At 38.9% G+C, this 22,593-nt stretch carries 22 protein-coding genes; 16 read left to right on the top strand and 6 right to left on the bottom strand.

From position 1 onward, the window contains the following. The first annotated feature begins 24 nt into the window (after window positions 1–24). From ycaO to folX, 7 genes are all read left to right on the top strand, one after another. Entirely contained in the window at window positions 25–1,785 is a 1,761-nt protein-coding gene (gene ycaO, locus V6260_RS14815; RefSeq protein ID WP_341594914.1) for a 30S ribosomal protein S12 methylthiotransferase accessory factor YcaO, read from the top strand. A gap of 134 nt (window positions 1,786–1,919) precedes the next feature. Continuing rightward, entirely contained in the window at window positions 1,920–5,276 is a 3,357-nt protein-coding gene (locus tag V6260_RS14820) for an ATP-binding protein (protein WP_341594915.1), read from the top strand. A gap of 46 nt (window positions 5,277–5,322) precedes the next feature. Continuing rightward, window positions 5,323–5,952 (top strand): YceH family protein, encoded by a 630-nt coding sequence (locus V6260_RS14825; RefSeq protein WP_341594916.1) that lies wholly within the window; start codon window positions 5,323–5,325, stop codon window positions 5,950–5,952. 68 nt (window positions 5,953–6,020) lie between these two features. After that, window positions 6,021–6,851: an ammonia-dependent NAD(+) synthetase gene (gene nadE, locus V6260_RS14830; protein ID WP_341594917.1), complete on the top strand. Its 831-nt coding sequence runs from the start codon at window positions 6,021–6,023 to the stop codon at window positions 6,849–6,851. A 128-nt stretch (window positions 6,852–6,979) separates the two neighbouring features. Beyond that, window positions 6,980–7,699, top strand: a complete 720-nt coding sequence (gene folM, locus V6260_RS14835) for a dihydromonapterin reductase (RefSeq protein WP_341594918.1) — start codon at window positions 6,980–6,982, stop codon at window positions 7,697–7,699. A gap of 22 nt (window positions 7,700–7,721) precedes the next feature. Further along, complete coding sequence (gene folE / locus V6260_RS14840) at window positions 7,722–8,276, top strand: GTP cyclohydrolase I FolE (RefSeq protein WP_341594919.1); 555 nt, start codon at window positions 7,722–7,724, stop codon at window positions 8,274–8,276. 4 nt (window positions 8,277–8,280) lie between these two features. Further along, on the top strand, window positions 8,281–8,637 hold the full coding sequence (folX, locus tag V6260_RS14845; protein ID WP_341594920.1) for a dihydroneopterin triphosphate 2'-epimerase: 357 nt from the start codon (window positions 8,281–8,283) through the stop codon (window positions 8,635–8,637). Window positions 8,638–8,653: 16 nt separating this feature from the next. On the opposite strand, the gene V6260_RS14850 is transcribed toward folX, so the two are convergent. Together V6260_RS14850 and V6260_RS14855 are read right to left on the bottom strand one after the other, a co-directional pair. Beyond that, window positions 8,654–9,088, bottom strand: coding sequence for a YqaA family protein (locus V6260_RS14850; RefSeq protein WP_341594921.1), 435 nt, complete (start codon window positions 9,086–9,088; stop codon window positions 8,654–8,656). Between the two features lie 228 nt (window positions 9,089–9,316). Further along, the gene (locus V6260_RS14855; protein WP_341594922.1) at window positions 9,317–9,682 is read right to left on the bottom strand and encodes a DUF4870 domain-containing protein; all 366 of its coding nucleotides are present in this window, start codon (window positions 9,680–9,682) and stop codon (window positions 9,317–9,319) included. A gap of 185 nt (window positions 9,683–9,867) precedes the next feature. Here V6260_RS14855 and V6260_RS14860 point away from each other — a divergent pair, with 185 nt between their 5' ends. From V6260_RS14860 to V6260_RS14875, 4 genes are read left to right on the top strand one after another with little or no spacing between them, the layout of a single operon-like run. Continuing rightward, a complete protein-coding gene (locus V6260_RS14860; protein WP_341594923.1) occupies window positions 9,868–10,569 on the top strand; it encodes a spondin domain-containing protein in 702 nt (233 codons plus the stop codon). 11 nt (window positions 10,570–10,580) lie between these two features. Next, window positions 10,581–11,315, top strand: a complete 735-nt coding sequence (locus tag V6260_RS14865) for a spondin domain-containing protein (RefSeq protein ID WP_341594924.1) — start codon at window positions 10,581–10,583, stop codon at window positions 11,313–11,315. Window positions 11,316–11,374: 59 nt separating this feature from the next. Beyond that, the gene (locus V6260_RS14870; protein ID WP_341594925.1) at window positions 11,375–12,100 is read left to right on the top strand and encodes a response regulator transcription factor; all 726 of its coding nucleotides are present in this window, start codon (window positions 11,375–11,377) and stop codon (window positions 12,098–12,100) included. A gap of 10 nt (window positions 12,101–12,110) precedes the next feature. Beyond that, complete coding sequence (locus tag V6260_RS14875) at window positions 12,111–13,598, top strand: HAMP domain-containing sensor histidine kinase (RefSeq protein ID WP_341594926.1); 1,488 nt, start codon at window positions 12,111–12,113, stop codon at window positions 13,596–13,598. A gap of 41 nt (window positions 13,599–13,639) precedes the next feature. Here V6260_RS14875 and V6260_RS14880 read toward each other — a convergent pair whose 3' ends face one another. Next, window positions 13,640–15,814 (bottom strand): S9 family peptidase, encoded by a 2,175-nt coding sequence (locus V6260_RS14880; protein WP_341594927.1) that lies wholly within the window; start codon window positions 15,812–15,814, stop codon window positions 13,640–13,642. 191 nt (window positions 15,815–16,005) lie between these two features. Here V6260_RS14880 and V6260_RS14885 point away from each other — a divergent pair, with 191 nt between their 5' ends. Beyond that, window positions 16,006–16,476: a DUF2721 domain-containing protein gene (locus tag V6260_RS14885; protein WP_341594928.1), complete on the top strand. Its 471-nt coding sequence runs from the start codon at window positions 16,006–16,008 to the stop codon at window positions 16,474–16,476. A gap of 76 nt (window positions 16,477–16,552) precedes the next feature. Here the strand turns inward: V6260_RS14885 and V6260_RS14890 are convergent, their stop codons facing one another. Together V6260_RS14890 and V6260_RS14895 are read right to left on the bottom strand one after the other, a co-directional pair. Continuing rightward, the gene (locus V6260_RS14890; protein ID WP_211001256.1) at window positions 16,553–17,086 is read right to left on the bottom strand and encodes a hypothetical protein; all 534 of its coding nucleotides are present in this window, start codon (window positions 17,084–17,086) and stop codon (window positions 16,553–16,555) included. Between the two features lie 11 nt (window positions 17,087–17,097). Further along, window positions 17,098–19,437 carry a S8 family serine peptidase gene (locus V6260_RS14895; RefSeq protein ID WP_341594929.1) on the bottom strand — a complete coding sequence of 780 codons (2,340 nt, stop codon included), beginning with the start codon at window positions 19,435–19,437 and terminating at the stop codon, window positions 17,098–17,100. Window positions 19,438–19,662: 225 nt separating this feature from the next. Between V6260_RS14895 and V6260_RS14900 the strand changes: the two genes are divergently transcribed. Further along, window positions 19,663–20,115, top strand: a complete 453-nt coding sequence (locus tag V6260_RS14900; RefSeq protein WP_341594930.1) for a cytochrome c — start codon at window positions 19,663–19,665, stop codon at window positions 20,113–20,115. Between the two features lie 48 nt (window positions 20,116–20,163). Here V6260_RS14900 and V6260_RS14905 read toward each other — a convergent pair whose 3' ends face one another. Then, entirely contained in the window at window positions 20,164–20,820 is a 657-nt protein-coding gene (locus V6260_RS14905; protein WP_341594931.1) for a cytochrome b/b6 domain-containing protein, read from the bottom strand. A gap of 107 nt (window positions 20,821–20,927) precedes the next feature. Between V6260_RS14905 and V6260_RS14910 the strand changes: the two genes are divergently transcribed. The 3 genes from V6260_RS14910 (at window position 20,928) to V6260_RS14920 (ending at window position 22,499) form a co-directional block, all read left to right on the top strand. Further along, the gene (locus tag V6260_RS14910) at window positions 20,928–21,632 is read left to right on the top strand and encodes an AzlC family ABC transporter permease (protein WP_004335013.1); all 705 of its coding nucleotides are present in this window, start codon (window positions 20,928–20,930) and stop codon (window positions 21,630–21,632) included. Further along, on the top strand, window positions 21,629–21,928 hold the full coding sequence (locus V6260_RS14915; protein WP_149594362.1) for an AzlD domain-containing protein: 300 nt from the start codon (window positions 21,629–21,631) through the stop codon (window positions 21,926–21,928). The genes V6260_RS14910 and V6260_RS14915 overlap by 4 nt, the downstream gene beginning before the upstream one ends. A 73-nt stretch (window positions 21,929–22,001) precedes the next feature. Further along, window positions 22,002–22,499 carry a glutathione peroxidase gene (locus V6260_RS14920; RefSeq protein WP_341594932.1) on the top strand — a complete coding sequence of 166 codons (498 nt, stop codon included), beginning with the start codon at window positions 22,002–22,004 and terminating at the stop codon, window positions 22,497–22,499. Window positions 22,500–22,593: the final 94 nt, after the last annotated feature.

Here is a 22,593-nt window from a genome sequence, read left to right on the forward strand (position 1 = left end):
CGTGCAGAACTAGTTGAGATCAATATGACTGAAAAAACATTTATCAAAGGTAAAGACCGCGACCTAGAATCGTCAATCTCTACCATGCAAAACAAGCTTAAAGCCCTAAACATTAATGTTGAAGAAGCGCTTTGGCTTAACCCTGTAGCTAACTGTTATTCGGTTCATATAAAAGACAGCGACTGCGGCGTTATGTTTACCAATGGTAAAGGCGCAACCGACAAAGCATCTATTGCTTCAGCGCTAGGTGAATACTTTGAACGTTTAAGCTGTAACTACTTTTTTGCAGACTTTTATCTAGGTGAAGAGTTTGCTAATGGTGAGTTTACTCATTACCCAAGCGAAAAATGGTTTAAAGTTGAAGGCGATGAAGTACCACAAGGTATTATGGATGAAAGCTTATGGGATTACTTTGACCCAGAGCGCGAACTAAACGCATCACACCTTTTTGATTTTAACTCTGGCAATATCGATCGTGGTATTTGTACCCTGCCATACACACGCCAACGCGATAACCAAGACGTGTACATTCCGGTAAACGTTATCGGTAATATTTTTGTATCTAACGGTATGAGCGCAGGTAACACCAAATTTGAAGCGCGCGTACAAGGTTTATCAGAAGTATTTGAACGCGCTATTAAAAACCGCATCATCGCCGAAGGCATTTGTTTACCAATCGTGCCTGAAGACGTTGTTAAGCAATACCCTAAAATTCACGAAGCGTGTGAAGAACTTCGCAGCCATGGCTTTCATTTACGTATTGCCGATGCATCACTAGGTGGTAAATACCCAGTAATGAGCGTAACGCTTATTAACCCAACTGATGGCTCTGTATTTGCCTCTTTTGGTGCTCACCCATCATTTGAAGTTGCGCTTGAGCGTACCGTTACCGAGTTACTACAAGGTCGTCGTCTTGATCAACTAGATGTATTCCAACCTGCTACCTTTGATAACGATGAAGTAGCAACACCAGAGAACATTGAACTGCACTTCATTGATTCAAGTGGCTTGATTTCGCATGATTTTTTCCGTGAAAAGCCTGATTTTGAATTTGTTCACTGGGACTTTAGCGGAACAACTGAAGAAGAATATAACTTCTGTACTGACTTAATTCATAGCATGGATCATGATATCTACATCATGGATTACACGCACCTAAACGTATACGCGTGTCGTATTTTAGTCCCGGGCATGTCTGACATTTACCCTGTTGATGAGCTTATTTGGCGTAACAACAACGAAGGCGCTAAATTCCGCGAAACATTCCTATCGCTTGATCAGTACGATGCAGAGCAATGGATGGAAATTTACGACAGCCTTGAAGAAGCAGGCCACAGCGATATTATCCGCGCCGCAGAATTTATTGGCCTTGCAACCGATGCCGACACACCATGGCACACACTGCGCATTGGTGAGCTTAAAGCGCACCTATGTTTAGCTGCAGGCAGCGAAGAAGCAATTGATTGGGTTGATTGGATACTTCATACAGGCCAAGTTAGTGAAGATGCAATGCGCCACTTCCGCTGTTTAAAAGCGATTTTAGAAATTAAATACGATGACGAGCGCGAATATGCCGATTATCAAGATGCACTAGGCTTAATGTTTGGTGCTAACAATGTAGCGCTGGCTATAGAAATTGCCGAAGGTAAAAAGCAGTTTAACGGTTTAACCTTCCCTGGTTTATCGCTTGAAGGCTTTAAAAAGCATGCTGCACTACTTGATGGTTACCGAAAGCTACATGTAGCAAAGCAAAATCATTGGGCGTGTGAAGTTACCGATAGTTAATACTAATAGTTGAGCTAATAAAGCTAAACTATTAATTATGAAAAATAAATGGCGCATTTGTTAATGCGCCATTTTCATTTGTGTAATAAATTAGCTATAGTTAATTTGCCTTAATTAACGCCACGATATAGCTAATGCCAGCGCCTAATAACAATAAAATGAATGTCCATAACTTTAAGCTTACTTTTTGGCTGTCGCTTACGCTAACTATACTCGTTGGTGTCGTTCTTGATCGTATTAACTATAATCGTGTTAAAGGTGCTCATCGCCTACAAACGCACTCAGAAGCAAGTACCTATCGCGCCCAGCTAGAATCTATATTAATTTCAAATATTCAGCTCGTTAGAGGCCTGGGTGTTGCTGTTGCGGCTGAACCAAAGCTAGGACAAGAACGATTTTCACAAATTGCAGCCCCTCTTTTTGAGACATCAAATGAACTTCGTCATATTGGCGGCGCCCCAAACATGATAGTTCAAATGATTCACCCTTTAAAAGGGAATGAAAAAGCAATCGGCCTAAATTTTTTAGCGAATAAAAATCAACGTGATGATGCTCTCAAAGCTTACAATACGAATTCAATTATTATGGTTGGACCACTAACATTACTGCAAGGAGTTGAGGGACTAATTGCGAGAGTGCCGGTATACACATCACCTGAACATGAGTTTTGGGGGTTATTGTCTGTCGTACTCGATATCGAAAAAGTTTATAGTAACTCGGGTATTTATGAGCTTAGTGAAAAGTATTCAGTAGCGATACAAGGACGTAATGGTTTTGGTAAAAAAGGGGAATTTTTTTATGGAAATTCAAATATTGTTGAACAAGATCCTCTTGAGTTCACGCTTAATTTTCAAACTGGCAGTTGGCAGCTTTATGTAGCACCAAAAGTAGATTGGAGCCCTCCAATTTCAGCTATATGGCCACTTCGATTGTCAATTATTATTATTTGCGGATTATTAATTTGGGCATTTTTATTCTTTTTAAAAATGCTTAATCGTCAACAGCAAAATGAAAAAATGCTTGAAGCAATGAGTGACTTAGCTCAAACAGGGGCATGGTCATTTAACTTAGAAAAAAAACAAGTATATTGGTCCGATATGACCAAAAAAATCTTTAAATACCCACTTGATATAGAGCCAGAATGGCCTAATGATTTAAGTTATTTTAAAGAAGGTGAAAGCCGTCAAAAAGTAGCTACATTAATTGAGCGAGCCATAAAATTTGGTGAAAGTTACGAAGTTGAACTTGAAGTTATTAACGCAAAAAAAGAAACCATTTGGGTTCTTGCCCACGGAGAAGTAGAGCGTAAAAATGGCCGTAGTATTCGCTTATTTGGTTCATTACAAAATATTGATGCCCGTAAAAAAGTCGAGTTAGAAAGCAAAAAAATTGCTTTACACAACGAAATTTTAGCATCATTAACTGTTAATAAACTGATATTAAACGGGCAACTAAGTCAATCTAAATACATAATAACAAAAGCAATTTGCCAAGCATTTGATGTTAAACGTGCCAGTATTTGGTTTTTTAATGGCGATAAAAGCCAGTTAACCCCTTTTGCTGTTCACAGCACACATTCATCAAGCGATAATATAGATTCTATTTGGCTTAGAAAAAACACTAGAGACTTTTTTAATGCCATTGATCACCAAGCTGTATTTAATGCACCTGATGCACTTAGCCATCCAATTTTAAAGCCTTTAAAAGCGCACTATTTATCTCCATTAGATATACAAGCCATGCTATGTGTAGTTATTCCTGCTGGTAGTGGCGCGCTTGGTATAGTATGCGCCGAACAATGCCAATCACCTAAGCAATGGTCTCGCAACGAAGAAAGTTTTTTAATTGCGGTAGCTGCACTCATTGGTAGTTTACATTCAAGTCAAAAGAGGATTGAAACAGAGCAACAGCTTGTTACCGCTAAAGATGCAGCTGAACAAGCTGTTGAAGCAAAAAGTGAATTTTTAGCAAGCATGAGCCACGAAATCAGAACGCCAATGAATGGCGTACTCGGCATGCTTAATATTATAAAACAAACCAAACTCGATCAGCAGCAAGAACACCATATAGAGCTTGCCCAGTCATCAGCCCAATCTCTACTTAATATAATTAACGACATATTAGATTTTTCTAAAATTGAAGCAGGTAAGCTTAATATTGAAAACGTGCAATTTAATTTGCCAAGGCTGTTAGGCGAAGTAGTTGAATCGTTTGCATTAAAAGTAGAACAGAATAATACCAAGCTTATTTTGGACGCCACTCAAATTAAAGTGAGTGAAGTGATAAGCGACCCAAATAGGTTACGTCAAATATTAAATAACCTAATTGGCAACGCGGTAAAATTCACTATAAATGGTGAGATAATAGTCACAGCACATATTGAAGAATCAACCGACGGTTCATTTTTGCAATGCTCAGTTATTGATACGGGAATTGGCATCAAACCTGAAAAACAAAACTCGTTATTCGATTCTTTCACTCAAGCAGATGCATCAACTACCCGCCAATTTGGTGGTACAGGGTTGGGTCTTGCTATTGTAAAGCAACTATGCGAACTAATGAATGGCGAAGTGAATGTAACGAGCATGCTTGACGAGGGTAGTACTTTTTCGTTCACTATAAAAATACAACCTTGCTTGAGTAAACAGCAAGACCTTCCTAGTCACTTAATTAAAAATAAACATATTCTAATTATTGATGAATGCACTTTGAATGCGAATACAGCAAACAAACAGCTTAGTGTGTGGGGAGCTAATGTAAAATGTATAAATGACTATGATCAAATCAATCAGCTTTTAGATAACTCAATTGTTATCCCAGATGCTATATTAGTTGATTATTACTTTTTTGAAAAAGCGCAGCAAACACGTGTCACCACCTTAAAACACTTTATAAACATGCATGACTGTAAGTTAGTAATTATGGCTCCGATGAGTTTTTCACAAAAAAATTCAAAGCTTAATATAAAAGTCGATTGCATGATTTTCAAACCACTTACGCCTTCAGATTTGTTTGACTCACTCACAAACGATAAATTTATAGAGCAACAACACCGTCAAGCCCAACTACAAAATAAATTAACCCAAGCACCAATAACTAACTCAGCTAAACCACAATTATTATTGGTAGAAGATAACAAGATAAACCAAGTGGTTGCTTCTGCACTATTAAAGCAAATAGGCGTGACTTTTGATATTGCCGAAAATGGACTTGATGCAATTGTAAAACTCAATGCAAAACAAGGTAAACCATATAAGCTAGTTTTAATGGATTGCCAAATGCCCGAAATGGACGGCTACCAAGCCACTAAAGCTATTAGAGAAGGTGATGCAGGTAAAGATAATGAAAATATTACTATCATTGCGCTAACAGCCAATGCCATGCAGGGCGATAAAGAAAAATGTTTGGAAGCAGGCATGAACGATTATTTAAGTAAGCCTCTCGATTTAGCTGCATTACAACCAAAGCTTCAACAATGGCTTGGCACCTAATAAAGGTGTAAGCTAATAAAATACGCTTACTAATTTGAGATTATTTATGCAGTTATCAGCAAATCAACAACGTATTCTTGGTTGCTTATTAGAAAAACAGAGCACGACGCCAGAGCATTATCCGCTATCGTTAAACGCGCTAGTGAATGCATGTAATCAAAAGTCTAATCGCGATCCTGTGTTAAATCTTACAGATAGTGACGTGCAAAACGCACTTGATGAACTAATAGAAATGCGTTTGGTTACAATAGATGAAGGTCTTTCGGGTCGCGTAAATAAATACGACCACCGCTTTTGCAACACTGAATTTAGTAATCTGCAATTTTCTGCTCAGCAGCGTGCCATTGTTTGTTTATTACTTTTGCGTGGTGCTCAAACCCCTGGTGAATTAAGAACCCGCAGTGCTAGGCTTACTGATTTTAATAACATAAATGAAGTAGAGGCAGCGCTCAATAAGCTAATTGAAAGTGAGCACGTAAGAAAATTCGAGCGTGAAGCTGGTAAACGTGACAGCCGATATATTCATTTGTTCAGCGAACAACAAAATAATCCAGCAAGTGCTTTTGTTGCTCTATCAAGCGAAGTAATTAAAGATAAAGAATTAAGCGATTTACTTGCAGAAGTAGAAGAATTAAAAACAGAGCTTCTCCAAATTAAAGCTCATTTAGGGCTTTAATTAATCAAAACTAAATCACATAATAAGTTTATTGCGTATCACATATAAAATTTTATAAGGAGCTGGCAATGCGCGCCGAAATTATGGCTGAAATGAAGGTTCAGCCAACGATTGATGTAAATGCTGAGATAACTCGCCGAGTTAATTTTATTAAAACACGTTTAGTTGCAGCTCACTCCCGCTCATTAGTACTGGGTATTAGCGGTGGTGTTGACTCATCAACTTGCGGCCGCTTATGTCAACTTGCCGTAAACGAGCTAAATAAAGATCAAGATACTGACAAGTATCAGTTTATTGCTGTGCGTCTACCTTATGGTGTACAAGCCGACGAAGATGAAGCACAAATGGCAGTCGATTTTATTCAGCCAAGTAAACGTATGACCGTTAACGTACAACCTGCCGCTGATGCATTGCATGAGCAAGCGATAGCTGCCGTAGTTGGCTGTGGTGAGGCTCTGCCTGAGCAAGCTCAAATAGACTTTATTAAAGGTAATGTTAAAGCACGCCAACGTATGGTTGCTCAGTATGAAATAGCAGGCTTTTGCCAAGGTTTAGTTGTAGGTACAGATCATAGCGCTGAAAACATTACTGGTTTTTATACAAAATTTGGTGACGGCGCTTGTGATTTAGCCCCTCTGTTTGGTTTATCAAAACGCCAAGTTCGTGCTCTTGCTACTACACTAGGTGCGCCAGCTTTATTAGTAGATAAAGCACCTACAGCTGATTTAGAAAGTGACCGCCCAGGTTTAACAGATGAAGAAGCACTTGGTTTGAGCTATGAGCAAATTGATGACTTTTTAGAAGGTAAACCTGTGTCAAATGATGTTGAACAAAAGCTTGTAAACATTTACACGCGCACCCAACATAAGCGCCAACCAATTCCGACAATTTACGATTAAGTTTAGTAGCTAAAATAAAGCAATTGATACCTTTGAGGATTAATTGCTTTTTTGATCGACAGATTAAGAAGCTGCGTATATTTTAATAAAATTGGTATAACCACCCGCCATAGAGAACACTGCCTTATATGACATCGCCCATTTTAATTACCGGCGCAGGCCAACGTATTGGTTTAGCACTCGCTCATCATTATATAGCCCAAGAGCAGAGTATTATCATCACTTATCGTACTCGTCACGCTGCTGTTGATAAATTAGAGCAACAAGGCGCTGTATGTATTTACGCTGACTTTAGTACCGATGACGGTATAAGCGCATTTATAAATACGCTTAAAGAGCATACAACATCGCTGCGTGCTATTGTTCACAATGCATCAAGCTGGGACTGCGAAGCTAACAATCCTGACTTTGTAGTACTGTTTGATAATATGATGCGTATACACGCCAAAACACCGTATTTAATTAATTTAATGTGTGCTGAGCTGCTTATAAACTATCAGAAAAGTGAAAAAGTACCTGCTGATATAATTCACCTTACTGATTATGTAGTTGAAACAGGTAGCCCTAAACACTTAGCTTATGCAGCAAGTAAAGCAGCTCTCGATAACTTAACTAAATCGTTTAGCGCTAAATATGCGCCAAACATAAAAGTGAACTCGGTTGCTCCATCACTCATTATTTTTAATGAACATGACGATGAGCAATATCGAGCTAAAACCCTTAAAAAATCATTAATGGGCATTGAACCCGGATGCCAAGAAATTATCAATAGCATTGATTTACTATTACAAAGCCACTACATCACAGGGCGCTCCTTGCCTGTTGATGGCGGACGCCATTTAAAGTAAAACACACTAGACTGAGAAACTTATGCATGACGAATTAAAAGAAAGTTATGAAAAAATCATCACTGCTGTAGGTGAAGATGCTAACCGAGAGGGTTTACTTGATACGCCAAAACGTGCCGCAAAAGCAATGGAATATTTAACGCAAGGGTATCGTCAAACGCTTGATGAAATAACTAATAAAGCGGTATTTACATCTGACGCTGACGACATGGTTTTAGTGCAAGACATAGAGCTTTACTCTATGTGTGAGCATCATTTACTGCCTTTTATTGGCCGTTGCCATATTGCTTATATTCCAAACGGTAACGTATTAGGCTTATCTAAATTTGCACGTATTGTTGATATGTTTTCACGCCGCTTTCAAATTCAAGAGCAGCTCACACATCAAATCGCTAAAGCGGTTGAAGAAGTGACTGGCGCTAAAGGTGTGGGTGTTATTGTTGAAGCAAAACACATGTGTATGATGATGCGTGGTGTAGAAAAGCAAAATTCAAGCATGCGTACATCAGTAATGCTAGGTAACTTTAGAAGCGATCCTAAAACACGTAACGAATTTTTGCAGCTTATAAAAGGTTAACTCTATGGCTAATGCAATTATTAACGTTACTAATTTGCGCCTGCGTACGTTTATTGGCTTTAACCCTGATGAGCGCGAAAAAAAGCAAGATGTAGTGATCAATCTAGAGATTCACTACCCTGCTGATGACGCGTGTAAAACGGATGAAGTTGACCAAGCGCTTAATTACAAAGTGATCACCAAAGAAGTAATTAGCTTAGTAGAGCAAGGGCACTTTTTATTGCTCGAAAAATTAGTGGCTGAAATTCTCGTGGTTTGTCACGCACATCCAAGCGTTCATTACGCTAAAGCACGTGTTGATAAACCGCATGCACTGCGTTTTGCCGACTCGGTGTCATTAACGCTTGATTGGGCTAAATAAGGTCTTAAAATCTTATTTAAAAAAGCTTTTCGAATCCTACGGCAAGGGCGATAACCGCTAAATAGCGCGCGCCTTTGCCTAGTGTTACTAACAGTAAAAAGGTACTAAATCGCACTTTAAATATGCCTCCAATCACCGTTAACGGATCTCCCACAACCGGTAACCAAGCAAATAACAAACTATATACTCCATATTTATTAAATTGCTTTTGTGCGCTATCAAGCCCTTTTTGCGATACAGGAAACCATTTTTTATCTTTAAAACGTATTGCCTGCCTGCCTAACCAGTAATTAACACAGCTTCCCAATACATTTCCAAATGTTGCAACGCACCACATAAGCCATAAATTAACTTTACCTTGAGTAATCATTCCCACCATTATCGCCTCAGAAGAACTAGGCAATAATGTGGCAGATATAAATGCGCTAATAAATAACGTGAGATAAAGCATAATGCCCTTATGGCTAAACGTAAAAACCCAGCCTATAGCTGGGTTTATAATACCAATTTTATTAAAAACATGATCATTCTAGCGTATTAAATAACTCACTAACTGCGTTAAAAATTATTTATATAGAACAACTATGTATCATAATTTTAGCCTTGTTATTGAGCTATTTTCTCATCGCTATAATAGATCTCTAATTTAATGCAATTGGCATAAAAATAAACTGAGATTTTATTTTATCAAATTTAAACTAAACGGGTAATTAAACTCTTTACCTTCGTTAGCTTTAATACTCGCCATTACAACCATTACAAACCCAAAAATTGCCACTATAGGTAGTAATATTAAGCCTACCGCTACAAACATCAGTAAAAAGCAAACTACATATGCAATTGCCATCGTTATTTGAAAGTTAAGCGCCTTTTTACCGTGCACATCAACAACTGGCATCTCATCTCTTTTAATTAACCATACAATTAATGGCCCAATTATTGAACCAAACGGCACAATAAATCCGGCAAGCGCACTTAAATGACATAACATAGCCCACATACGGTCATCTTTATTAACTGATTCAACCTGTTGATTTTCTTCCATAACACTCTCCTTTTTGTTTTGTGTATGTTGCCTCTTAATCAAGCAAATGTCTACAAATCAACCAATGTATTTATGTTTAAAAATCACAGTGTGAAATCTTGTGATAAAAAAGTGATAAGTTTGTGAGAGTTTCTTGAGACGATTATTCAATACTTAACTCGAATCATCACTTACAGGAAATAATAATGAAAGCTTCAGCATTTACAATTGCAACCCTTTTAACAGTAGCTAGCCAATCAACTATGGCAGCAGAGCTAGACGTTAAAATTACAAACCTTACTAAAGGTCTTTACTTTACGCCGGTACTAATAACAGCGCACGATAGCGAAGACAAATTATTTGAAGTAGCGACCGAAGCCTCTTCTGCATTGCAAGCAATGGCTGAGGGCGGCGATATTTCAGCACTTGTTACTCAGGCATCAGCATCAAGTAGCGATATTGCAGAAAACCCAGCTGCTGGTTTATTAGCCCCAGCAGCGTCAGCAACAGCAGAATTAACAACGACCGATGGCAACGAATACCTATCTGTAACCGCTATGCTACTTCCAACAAATGATGGCTTTGTAGGTCTTGATAGCTGGAAAGTTCCTTCAGAAGCAGGTACTTATACTGTTTACCTAAATGGCTATGATGCAGGCACAGAAGCAAATAACGAACTTGTAGTAGAGGGCTCTGGCGCACCGGGTGTTTTAGGTATTCCAGCAGCACCAGGTGCTGATGCAGGTACTGCGGGCACAGGTATCACAATGGGCGATACAAACACCATGGTGCACATTCACCCTGGTAGTTTAGGCGATGACGATCTAGAAGGTGGCAATAGTGATTTAAATAACACTGTACACAGATGGTTAAACCCTGTAGCAAAATTAACTGTGACGGTTAAATAGGAGAGTTAATTATGTCATCTCTTTCTAACTTTAAAAAAAGTGCGCTTATTTTAATACTAGCCGGCTCGTTAGCAGCATGTAGCGACAATGATAATAACGACCCTATTGAAGAGCAAGAACCAGTCGTTGTTGTTGAACCAGAACCAGTAGTTTATGAGTTTACTATTACCTTTAGTAACCTAACAGCCGGTCAGCCCCTATCGCCATTATCTGTTATTGCGTTTGATGATACCCCGCCATGGCAGTTTGGTGAGTCAGCCTCTGTTGGCTTAGAAATGATTGCAGAAAGCGGCGCTAACGAAGAGTACCTTGGTGACGAAAGTGCACTTGCTTCAGTATCAGCTGAAGGCGGCATTGGTCCTGGTGAAACAACCTCTGTAACGATCTCTGTAGATGCACAAGATGTTCTTAATTTATCTTTTGCTGCAATGCTTGGGAATACAAATGACGCTTTTACCGGTCTTAGTTCTGTAGATGTATCAGCATTAGAGGTAGGCAGTTCAATATCAAGAACAACCGCTGCTTACGATGCAGGTACGGAAGCAAATACAGAAACAGCTGAAACTGTACCGGGACCCGCTGCTGGCGGCGAAGGATTTAACGAAACACGCGACGATATTGCCGATATTATCACAATGCATCCAGGTATTGTGTCTAATCAAGATGGCTTATCAACCTCAGCACTTGGTGCTGAACTGAAATTTGATAATCCAGTATCGAAAATCGTGATCACTCGTACACAGTAAAACAGCTTGTAATGGGGAAGTAAGGGAGCATGGATGCCCCCCTTTTTACGAGGTAATACATGCGTCACGACAAAATATTAGTAGTAGAAGATGACAGAGAAATAGGTAAGTTAATTACCACGCAGCTAACGTCGCTTAACTTACATGTTGATCATGTTGTGAGCGCAGAACTAGCCTTAAAAAAAATAGCTAAGCATCCCTACGGACTTATTTTACTCGATATAAACTTACCACAAATGGATGGTTTGAGTTTATGCCGAAAAATAAAAGAGCATTACCCAACTACCTCAGTAATTTTACTCACCGCGCTGAGTAGCGATATGGACAGAGTTATTGGCCTTGAAATGGGCGCCGATGATTATATTTGTAAACCCTTTTTTGCACGCGAATTACAAGCTAGAGTAAAAACCCAATTACGCCACAGAGCACAACTACTCGAAGGCCAAAACAACGACAACTCCCCTATTGATAGCGAACAAACACTAAATGTAGGCTCACTCAACATAGAATTTAGCTCGCACCAAGTGTATTTAGGCGAACGAGCACTCAACCTTACCGCCACCGAATTTGATTTACTTGTTTACTTTGCGCGTCATCCTAATCATGTTTTTAGTCGTCAGCAATTACTCGATAAAGTATGGGGTTACCAGCATAGTGGCTATGAGCATACCGTTAATTCACACATAAACCGTTTACGTGCCAAGCTAGAAGAACACCAACAAGCGCCTATCATCGAAACAGTTTGGGGTGTTGGTTACAAACTCAACCCAAGCCAACTAAATTAAGACACCTATTATGAAATTATCTTTGTACCAAAAATTAGCAGTATCGCTAGTGGTGATTTTTTGTTTTATTTGCGCACTTGTTTACGGCTGGAGCAAGCAACTAGAATTGACTTCAAAACACCACGCCGAACAAAACCTACATTTAGCGTTAGCGGAGCATTTAGTACAAGATAACCCATTGATAAAAGAAGGGGTTTACGACTATAAAGCACTCGAAAACCTCTTTCATACCTTAATGTTATTAGGCCCAGCGTTTGAATTTTATTTTGTAGACGAAACCGGTAAAATCCTCACTTACTCAGCAGAGCCAGGCAAAGTTAAACGCACCCATATTAATTTAGCACCCTTAAAAAAGCTGATTAACGACCCAAGCGCTGCACCTATTTATGGTGATAACCCTCGTAATAAAGAGCAACAAAAAATATTTTCAGCCGCCCCAGTATTTAATCAAAATAAGTTACAAGGATATTTATATGTAATTATTGGGGGCGAAGCTTACGACACATCTTTAAACACAATTAAAAATAATGACAAGCTATGGCTAGCTGCTTTATGGCTTGGATCTGCACTTGCATTTTTACTCATTGCAATGCTCATTTTACTGCGTTTTTTTACCAACCCTATTCAACGATTGGCCCGTGATGTTAGTAATATTGAAGCCGCCAACTACAGCCTTACAGACACCAAGCTAAGTAACTACTCAACGCAAAAAAGTAACGAAGTGCATAGCTTAGGGCGAAGTATTCAAGCCATGCTTACCCGTATTAATGAGCAGTTTAAAGCACTTGAGCAAAGCGATAAACAACGCAAAGAGTTACTCACTCACTTATCGCACGACCTACGTACCCCACTTGCTTCACTGCAAGGTTTCTTAGAAGTTTTAAATCAGTCGGGTGAGCAACTAAGTAAACAAGAGCAGCAAGAGTACTTACAGGTATCGCTTAATAATTGTGGGCAATTAAAGTTACTCATAGAACAAATATTTGAGCTTGCTCACTTAGAAAATGGTGAAATAAGTATAAATAAAGAAACCTTTAATTTAGGTGAACTCATTTACGATTGCATGGCAAAGTTTAGTTTAGCCGTCGACAAAAAGGGCATTAGCTTGTCGGTAGAACCTGCTATTTGTGATTTCCCTGTAGTTGCCGATATCGCTAAGCTAGAGCGAGTACTGAGCAATCTAATTGATAATGCAATTAGGCACACCCCTCGCGGCGGCAGCATTGCAGTACATGTAAAACGCAGTGAAGATAATCAATTATTTGTGCATGTATCAGACACGGGCGTAGGCATAAAAGAAGATGAGCTGAATGCTATTTTTGACCCACACTACCAAGCAAGTAATTCTAATAAAGAAGGGCGACAGCAAGGTGGTTTAGGATTGGCTATTTGCAAAGGGTTATTAAAACTGATGGATAGCGAAATTTACGTACAAAGTGAAATTGGTAAAGGCACGATGTTTAGCTTTAATTTACCACAAAAAAAGGTGCTTTCTTAAAAGCACCTTACATTTTTATTTATTTTAAATATATAAATTAACTACTTTTTAATACCCGCTAAATCAAGCATAAATGCATAGTTTAGCGCGGTATCTTCTAGGCGCTTAAAGCGACCCGATGCACCACCGTGCCCTGCTTCCATATCTATTTTAAACAGTAACTTATTGTCATCAGTTTTGTAGTCACGAAGCTTAGCGACCCATTTTGCAGGCTCAAAGTATTGAACTTGTGAATCGTGCAGGCCAGTCGTTACTAGCATATTTGGATATGCTTGCTTAGATACTTGGTCGTATGGCGAGTAAGACAGCATGTAATCGTAATACGCTTTTTCGTTCGGATTACCCCACTCACCGTATTCATTTGTTGTAAGCGGAATGCTCGCATCTAGCATGGTGGTTACTACATCTACAAACGGTACCGCAGCAACCATGCCTTTATAAAGCTCAGGCGCTTGGTTTGCTACTGCGCCCATTAATAAGCCACCAGCACTGCCACCTAACGCAAATATTTCATCTTTTGCGCCATACTTTTGAGAAACCAATGCTTTAGTTACGTCCACAAAGTCATTAAACGTATTCTTTTTAGTCAGTAGCTTGCCGTCTTCGTACCAAGGACGACCTAGCATTTGCGAACCACGTACATGGGCAATTGCAAATACAAAGCCACGGTCAAGTAAACTCAAACGCGTGCTTGAAAAAGTAGGGTCCATGGTTGCGCCATAAGAACCATAGCCATATTGTAGTAACGGGTTAGTACCATCTTTTTTAAACGCATCTTTACGGTAAACTAAGCTTACCGGTACTTTTATGCCATCACGTGCTGTTACAAAAATACGCTCTGAGGCGTAATTATCAGCATCAAAATCACCTAATACAGCTTGCTGTTTAAGTAGTTTTTTATCGCCAGTCGCTAAATCTACATCGTAAGATGAGCTTGGAGTGGTCATGCTTGTGTAGTAAACACGTAAGGTGCTGCTATCTATATCATTATTGCCATAAGTACCAATTGTATAAGCGCTATCGTTAAAGCTCAGTGGTAACTCTTTACCTGTTTTTAAATCACGCGCAATCAACTTTGATTGGCCCATTTCGCGCTCTTGGTACACTAAGTAGTCATTAAATAAATCAATGCCTTCGAGTTTAATTCCATCGCGCGCTGGGATCACACTTTGCCAATTTGCTTTGTCGCCTGCTTTATCAATATCCACTTTCATAAGCTGAAAATTTACAGCATCTAAGTTAGTTACAATGTAGTAAGTATTGCCTAATTTAGATATTTCATATTCAAGCCCTGCTTCGCGCTCAATTAAGCGTTTAGGCATTGCCTTAGTATCATCAGCACTTAATACAGATACGCCTGATGCAGCCGTGCTGCTATGCCAAATATAAATTTCTGACTCATCTTTGCTTTTACTCATACCCATGTAGTAACTGGTATCAGTTTCTTCGTAAATTAACTCATCATCAGCTTGTGGTGTACCTAATGTATGACGATAAACTTGATAACCTAATAAAGTTTGTAAATCTTTTTTAATGTAATAAACGGTTTTATTATCGTTTGCCCAAACTATACCGCCGTTGGTGCCCTCAAGTGTATCTTCGAGTAATTTACCGGTTGTTAAATTTTTTATTTTTATATTATAAATACGACGGCTAACAGTATCTTCGCCATAAGCCATTAAATTGCCATTCGGGCTTACATGTAAGCCACTTACTGCATAATAATCGTGGCCTTTCGCAAGCTCATTTACGTCTAAAATAACTTGCTGATCCGTACCTGCAAAATCACTGCTGCGTAAGTAAGTAGTGTACTCGTTATCGCCACGTGTTTGCGTTGAGTAAAAATAATCACCGTTTTTAACTGGGACTGAATCATCGTCTTTTTGGATACGCCCTTTTAGCTCTTCAAACAATTCACTTTGCAGCATTTTAGTATGTGCAAGCATTGCATCTGTGTATGTATTTTCAGCTTCTAAATAGTTAATCACCTCTGGCGCTTTACGTTCGTCATCACGTAACCAATAGTAATTATCTACACGTGTGTCACCATGAATAGTCATCTCATGTGGCACTTTTTTAGCAACTGGGGCAGTAGCTTGGGCTACTTGAACCGTTTTAGCTTGCGTATTATTTTTTTTGGTTTCTTCAGGGGCTTGATTACAGCCACTTAAAATAGCGAGCGATAATGCAGCAAGTGCGAATGGGTTGCGTTTCATCAGTCAAAGTCCTTGTTGTTTTTTTGTTTTTTATTAAGTAATTTAATATACCTAAAAATAATCTGTGTTGTAATTTAGTTTGTGAAGCTATGTAAAGTAAATCAACGTAATTCCTCTTTTCTTAGTCAGCCGATATCAGGTACTCTACAAATATATAAGTCATTTTTAAGCTCAACTGATTAAGGGTAGGAATGAATAACGAAGTAATAAACATTTTGACTATGGCTAAAGTAATTCAAACTGCCGTTGCACCTGTATTCTTGATTACGGGTATTGCAGCTACTTTAGGCGTTTTATCTAATCGTTTAGCACGTATTACCGATAGGGCACGTCAGCTAGAACGCAGACTAAAAGTAAGTACTGACGAGGACTTTAATACATCACTCGCTACAGAGCTACGTGCCCTTTTAAAGCGATCTCGATGTATACATATTGCTTTTAGTTTAAGTGTATTAAGCGCATTACTTGTATGTGCTGTGGTTATGTTCTTATTTTTATCACATATCCAATCTATAAACTTAAGCGTGACCATTGCTTGTTGTTTTGTAGCTGCCATGGCATTACTCATTTGTGCATTTATTTCACTACTTGGAGAAGTGTTTTTGGCTACCAGAAGTATGCGCCGAGGAATGATATTTGCAGATATTGATATAAATGATTAATTTTTTTTCATAAAAAACCCCGAGTAACTAATGTTACTCGGGGTTTTTATTAAATAAGCTTATTTAATAAAATAACTTATTGCGCAGTATAAATCGTCTCTAGTACTTCAATTCTAGCTTCTTTAGCATAACCTGAAGCATTTAACTGCCCTGCTGCAACTAAAATATCTTGTTCATCATTCACTGCTAAAACGGCAATCTTAGTACCAGGAAATACAGACACCACTTTTAATCCAGCTGCTGCAGCAATATCGCTAGCAGTAATACCATCTTTTAAAAGTACCGTAATATTACCTGATAAAGAACTTAAGCTATTGGTTAAAACGTTGCGAACTAAAGTTCCTTTAGTTACTAAATCAGATGTGCTTGCAGCATTTACAACTGCCATATCGCCTTTTTTCATAACTACATGCTCATCGGCAGCAACACTTGAAGGCACTAGGCGCAAATTTCTCTCTACCTTATAAGAACCAAAGTCAGCTTTAGTATATTTAACACTAGACACTTGTTTTTTTGGTAATTGAAGCCTTTCATCAAAGCTTGTGTTTGCGGTAGCGCTTAAAGAAATACACGCAGCGGTACTTAATACAATTAATTTATTTATTTTCATTTTGATAATCCTTACTCTTGACCTGCGTGAGCGAATGCGCGTAAAGACACACCCTCTAAAATACTCGCTGAGCTATTGTTAGTAATACCCGTTATTACACCACCAAAAATATTATCCGGAGCATCACTAAATGCATAACTATTTGCACTTGTATCAAGTAAACGAACTGTCCAAGTACCCTTAGTCGACTCACCATAAAACGCATTTGAAAGCATTACAGCATCTTTTAAAATATACCCACTACTGAACCCAGTTGAAGTACTGTATGCTGGGTATAGCATCGCTTGCTTAGAAGACAGTAATACACTGCGTGTACCCGCTGGTGATGTAACTTCAATAGCTAAATCTGTACCGGCTGAAGTTTGTGTACCATCGCTTAAACCTAAGCCCATTTCTGCATTACTTACATCAAACTTAAACTGCATTGCTTCAATGCTTAGCTCTTCAGCCACTTCAATTTCTTGTATAAGGCCCATCGCATTGTTATCTGGAATTTCTAGCATAAGCGCATCTTCAGCAACTGCTGAACCAACACCACTCCATTGAGTAATAACTTGCTCACCTAAAGCAACATCGTAAGATTTAGCCATAGAAACCGCAGCTCCAGCATCTGCACGACCAAAACCGTACAAGTTGTTGAAGTTATAACCTGCAGCATTTTCAACCCAACCATCATGAGCAACAAACTCGCCTTCACCAATTGCTAATTTAACAGCGGTATTATCTGCATCAATTAAAGTACTTGTTGATGCTAGGATATGTCGAACATCACGCCATGTTAAATCAGGATTAGCCGAAAGAATCAACGATACTACACCCGATGCATTTGGCGCAGCAGATGATGTACCATTAAATGTTGAAGTATAGTTACAGCTCGCATTGTCTGCATGGCCTGGGTAGTTAAATGGATACTGACTTGCAGCAAACTCTTCACCGTAAGCTGCAGCCCAAGCTGTAATAGAGCCACCATTGAAACCTGAATAGCCATTAATACACGTCATTTGATCTGTAGTTACCATTGCAGGAGCAAAACGACCATATTCACCCGCTGGAGCTGACACCATTACGTTAGCACCCGCTGTAGAATAGCTAGTATGCTTCCCGTTCGCATTTACTGCAGCAACACTCAAGTAATAAGGATGCCCTTGGCTTGGCTCAAATGCGCCATTGTAACAAGTTAAACCTAAGTCATTTGCACCATTATCAGTACAAAACGAGCCCTCTCTGTCGCCATCAACAAATGAGTTACCGCTAGATTTCATATTTAGCGCACCTTTACCATCACGAAGGTTCAGGTTAGGGTAGGATTCAATTGCTTCATCTAGTTCTGAATAGCCAAAGAATGCAGGGAACGTAATACCGTAACTACGGTTAAACGCTGAAATACTTTCAGACGTACTAATACCACTACCAGGGAAGCCATGTGCAAGTAAATCAGTTTGTGGTACTTTTTCTCCACCAAGGTAGTTCATACCGATTAAGCCTGCATCAGGTGCAACACCGAGACCGCCTTTGCCATTCCAACCTTTTGCTGCAATTAAGCCGGCAACACTTGTTCCATGGTCACCATTATTTGATGTACTTGTAGGATCTGTACGATCCAGAGCTTCAGCGTTAAGGTTTAAAGAACGATTTGGTAATACGTTATCTACTAAATCTTCATGGCGAATTTCCATACCTGAGTCAACAACAACAGCAGTTACACCAACACCTGTAACGCCTTGAGCATAAGCGGCTGTTACATTCATATCTTCACCAGCAACCAAACCTGTAGCTTCTGCATTAGCAAAACTAGCATCAACACTTGCTTGCGCCTCTTCTTCGGTATCGCCGAATAGATTTACATATAAATTGGCTAAGCCCTGCTTCATTTCATCGCTTAATGAGTATGCTTTCTGGCCTGTATTATTTAAGTGCCATTGTTGATTTGCTAATGGGTCACCAACAACTCCTGAAATATTTATTTGCGCAGAAGCCGTTTTACCATTTGCGTTTACAGTGTAATCAATAACTACATCATCATCCGTCATTGGAACATAAGTAAATGATGTTCCCTGTACAGTTAAAGTACCGTGACTAAATGTGAATACGCCATCTTCTGCAACCACTTCTTCACCATTTTCAGTGAAGCTAAATGTAAGTGCATCGCCATCGTTATCGCTGGCTTTAAATTCTGCAGTAACAGGGATCCATTGTTTTAAATCTACAACAGCTACATCACTCGCTTTAGGCGCTACGTCAGTAACTAATGGTACGCTACTTTTATTATCGTCATCACTACTTCCACAACCAGAAAGTGATACCACTATTGCAGCAGACAATGCTGACATTTTAAAAATATTATTTTTCATAAACTCTCTTTGTTAGTTATTTTTATGATGGGAAGACGTTACACAACACCAATCAAAATAACAACGAGGTATTTACAGTCATTAACAATAAAAACAATAGATGTAACGGTATGGTAATCATTGTATGCTTAGTTAAAGAAACACTTATTAAGTACATATATTAACTTGAGCTTTCAAAGAAGCTAATATAGAACAGGATTAACAATTACTTTAAAAGGGGCAAACATGAAATTAAATAAATTATTAGCAACAATAGCATTAGCTACATGCGCACTTAGTGTATCGGCAAATTCTGCATTTAAAGAGCCAAGTGACGCGATTGAATACCGCCAAGCTGCATTTTCAATGATCTCGGTGCAAATTGGTAACATGGGCGCGATGCTAAAAGGCAAAGTACCTTTTGACGCAGAGCAATTTAAAAAGCGTGCTAACAATGCCGCTGCTTTATCTAAAATGCCATGGGAAGCATTTTATGAAGGTACTGATAAAGGCGATACGGCTGCACTAGCCGCTGTTTGGTCTGAAAACAATACTTTTATGAAAAAAGCAACTGCGTTTCAACAATACGCAGATGAGTTAGCAGCAGCGGCTCAATCAGGCGATAAGGCTGTAATTGGTAAAGCTTTTGGTGCATGGGCTAAAGGCTGTAAAGATTGCCATAAACAATTTAAAGACTAATTAACACCCCAGAAGAAAGGCGCGACTTCATTTGTAGCGCCTTTTTATTTAGCCTAATAAAAAACTTAAAGGCTCTTTCGCCCACGTAAATATCAGCAACACTAATAAAGATATAAATACTAACCACGCAGGCCAAGACGCTTTTGTTACTTTAGCCTCAGAGTCATCCGCTTTTAACTCTTTTGAGCCTGTGATCATCGCCTTAACCAGCGGTTTGCCTTTTATTCTATAAACAATAATAGCTAATACATGCAAGCCAATAGCATAAAGTAAAATGTCAAAATTCAGCTCATGTAGCCAATTGGCAAAATCAATCGTATCGCTAGACACATATTGAGCAAGCGGCCCGTCAGTTAAAATGCCATCGCTACTCATTAGGCCGCTAACGAGTTGCGTTATAATTAATATAAAAAACACTATCACCATACAACTACCGGGCGCTGAATGGCCTAGCGAGTCGCTTGGTGATTTTAATGCCTTAAAAATAGATTTAGGAGAGTGCAGTAACGCACTTAACCTTGCGGTTTTACTACCAATAACACCCCAAATTAAACGTGTTACTATAAGTGCTAAAGTAAAAAAGCCAGCAACAAAATGAAGCTCAATCATGCCCTCTTCAATACTAAAATAAAGCACTGCAATACTTACAACCAAAAACCAATGAAAGCATCTAATAAACCCATCCCACACTTTTAACGTCGTCATTGTGCCTATCCTTAAAAAAACAGTATTATTTAATTTGTTAACTACTTTAACATCATAATATTAAGGTATCCTTATGAGCCATTCTACTCACCAACAGAGTAAATATCATGCAACCAGTTAAAAAAGCTATTTTAAAAGGCTTTTTAGATATGCTACCGCTGTGTTTAGCCGTTGTTCCTTGGGGTATTTTATGCGGCTCTTTAGCGATTCAAAATGGTTTTAGCGCCTTTGAAACCCAAGCAATGTCGTTATTAGTATTTGCAGGCTCTGCACAGCTTGTTGCGATTGAACTTATGGCGGGAAACACACCATTGCTCACAATTTTATTCACAACATTTATTATTAGCTCTCGGCACTTTTTATACGGTTTAGCTGTGCGTCATAAGGTCATTGATCAACCTATGCGTTGGCGCTTACCGGTGAGCTTTGTTTTAACCGACGAGCTGTTTGCGTTTTCTCATCATCGAAAAGCATATAGAACAAAAACACGTTTAATATACGCATTAAGCGCTGGTTTTAGCTTTTATATTGCATGGAATATTTGGACATTAATTGGCATTGTAGCGGGCACAATGCTGCCCGACTTAACTAATTTAGGGCTCGACTTTGCGATTGCAGCCACGTTTATCGCGTTGGTTATTCCGGGGATCAAAAATTTGGCCTCACTCGTTACGGTAATTGTAGCAGGCGTTAGCGCAACGCTTTTAAAAAGTACAGGATTTGAGTTATGGCTTGTTTGCTCAGCGCTACTGGCAATGGCCGCAGGTTACAGCACAGCAAGGCTAACCGCTAAAAAGGAAGCAACGCTATGATGACAACTATTTTACTCATGGCGTGCATTACATTTTTTACGCGTTATTTATTTTTACACCGCGCTTTACCGTTTAAAGTAGGTCCTAAAATGCAGCAATTTTTAAGCTTTAGCGCACCTGCGGTGCTTACAGCAATTTGGGTGCCTATCGTGTTTTTGAATGAAGATGGCATTAACTTAAACTGGCAAAACCCTTATTTAAGCGCAGCGATAGTCGCCATTGTTGTTGCCTATAAAACACATAATATTTATTACACAACACTTGCCGGTATGGGGCTATTTTTAATATTAAATTAGAGCACTCTTTGTACTTTATGAAATACTGTACTCAGGTTAAAATACCAATAACAATAATAAAAAAGACGCCAATATGCACAAATTCCATCAATTAAGCGCAACAAGCTTGCAGGGTCAACCTATTAACTTTAGTGATTTTGAAGGTAGGGTTGTGCTTATTGTTAATACCGCAAGTAAATGTGGATTTACCTACCAATACGAGTCGCTTCAAGCTTTGCATAATAAATATGCTAGCCAAGGTTTAGTTATTTTAGGGTTTCCGTGTAATCAATTTGGTCAGCAAGAACCCGGCGACGCTACACAAATAGAGCAAGGGTGTTTAATTAATTTTGGTGTGAGTTTTTTAATGGCGGCCAAAGTAGATGTAAACGGTAAGCATGCTCACCCAGTCTTTCGTTTTTTAAAATCGGCTTTACCTGGTTTTTTAACACGTAAAATAAAGTGGAATTTTACTAAATTTTTAATTGCTGCAGATGGCACGCCAATTAAACGTTATGCACCTTTTACTAAACCAGAAAAGCTAGAACTTACAATTCAAAAAGCTTTGGCACAAACTAAAAGTGCGCTTTAAAAAGTAATAAAGAGGCGCAAGGCCTCTTTATTGCCAATACTACTGAAACTTAAACATACGCATAACTGCACATTTAAACTCTCAATATTAATTG

This window comes from Pseudoalteromonas aliena (assembly GCF_038155085.1).
Taxonomy (GTDB): Bacteria; Pseudomonadota; Gammaproteobacteria; order Enterobacterales; family Alteromonadaceae; genus Pseudoalteromonas; species Pseudoalteromonas aliena_A.

Excerpts from the sequence above, each read along its gene's own strand:
- ycaO (WP_341594914.1), top strand. The coding sequence starts at position 25 with ATGACTGAAAAAACATTTATCAAAGGTAAAGACCGCGACCTAGAATCG.
- V6260_RS14820 (WP_341594915.1), top strand. The coding sequence starts at position 1,920 with ATGCCAGCGCCTAATAACAATAAAATGAATGTCCATAACTTTAAGCTT.
- V6260_RS14825 (WP_341594916.1), top strand. The coding sequence starts at position 5,323 with ATGCAGTTATCAGCAAATCAACAACGTATTCTTGGTTGCTTATTAGAA.
- nadE (WP_341594917.1), top strand. The coding sequence starts at position 6,021 with ATGCGCGCCGAAATTATGGCTGAAATGAAGGTTCAGCCAACGATTGAT.
- folM (WP_341594918.1), top strand. The coding sequence starts at position 6,980 with ATGACATCGCCCATTTTAATTACCGGCGCAGGCCAACGTATTGGTTTA.
- folE (WP_341594919.1), top strand. The coding sequence starts at position 7,722 with ATGCATGACGAATTAAAAGAAAGTTATGAAAAAATCATCACTGCTGTA.
- folX (WP_341594920.1), top strand. The coding sequence starts at position 8,281 with ATGGCTAATGCAATTATTAACGTTACTAATTTGCGCCTGCGTACGTTT.
- V6260_RS14850 (WP_341594921.1), bottom strand. The coding sequence starts at position 9,088 with ATGCTTTATCTCACGTTATTTATTAGCGCATTTATATCTGCCACATTA.
- V6260_RS14855 (WP_341594922.1), bottom strand. The coding sequence starts at position 9,682 with ATGGAAGAAAATCAACAGGTTGAATCAGTTAATAAAGATGACCGTATG.
- V6260_RS14860 (WP_341594923.1), top strand. The coding sequence starts at position 9,868 with ATGAAAGCTTCAGCATTTACAATTGCAACCCTTTTAACAGTAGCTAGC.
- V6260_RS14865 (WP_341594924.1), top strand. The coding sequence starts at position 10,581 with ATGTCATCTCTTTCTAACTTTAAAAAAAGTGCGCTTATTTTAATACTA.
- V6260_RS14870 (WP_341594925.1), top strand. The coding sequence starts at position 11,375 with ATGCGTCACGACAAAATATTAGTAGTAGAAGATGACAGAGAAATAGGT.
- V6260_RS14875 (WP_341594926.1), top strand. The coding sequence starts at position 12,111 with ATGAAATTATCTTTGTACCAAAAATTAGCAGTATCGCTAGTGGTGATT.
- V6260_RS14880 (WP_341594927.1), bottom strand. The coding sequence starts at position 15,814 with ATGAAACGCAACCCATTCGCACTTGCTGCATTATCGCTCGCTATTTTA.
- V6260_RS14885 (WP_341594928.1), top strand. The coding sequence starts at position 16,006 with ATGAATAACGAAGTAATAAACATTTTGACTATGGCTAAAGTAATTCAA.
- V6260_RS14890 (WP_211001256.1), bottom strand. The coding sequence starts at position 17,086 with ATGAAAATAAATAAATTAATTGTATTAAGTACCGCTGCGTGTATTTCT.
- V6260_RS14895 (WP_341594929.1), bottom strand. The coding sequence starts at position 19,437 with ATGAAAAATAATATTTTTAAAATGTCAGCATTGTCTGCTGCAATAGTG.
- V6260_RS14900 (WP_341594930.1), top strand. The coding sequence starts at position 19,663 with ATGAAATTAAATAAATTATTAGCAACAATAGCATTAGCTACATGCGCA.
- V6260_RS14905 (WP_341594931.1), bottom strand. The coding sequence starts at position 20,820 with ATGACGACGTTAAAAGTGTGGGATGGGTTTATTAGATGCTTTCATTGG.
- V6260_RS14910 (WP_004335013.1), top strand. The coding sequence starts at position 20,928 with ATGCAACCAGTTAAAAAAGCTATTTTAAAAGGCTTTTTAGATATGCTA.
- V6260_RS14915 (WP_149594362.1), top strand. The coding sequence starts at position 21,629 with ATGATGACAACTATTTTACTCATGGCGTGCATTACATTTTTTACGCGT.
- V6260_RS14920 (WP_341594932.1), top strand. The coding sequence starts at position 22,002 with ATGCACAAATTCCATCAATTAAGCGCAACAAGCTTGCAGGGTCAACCT.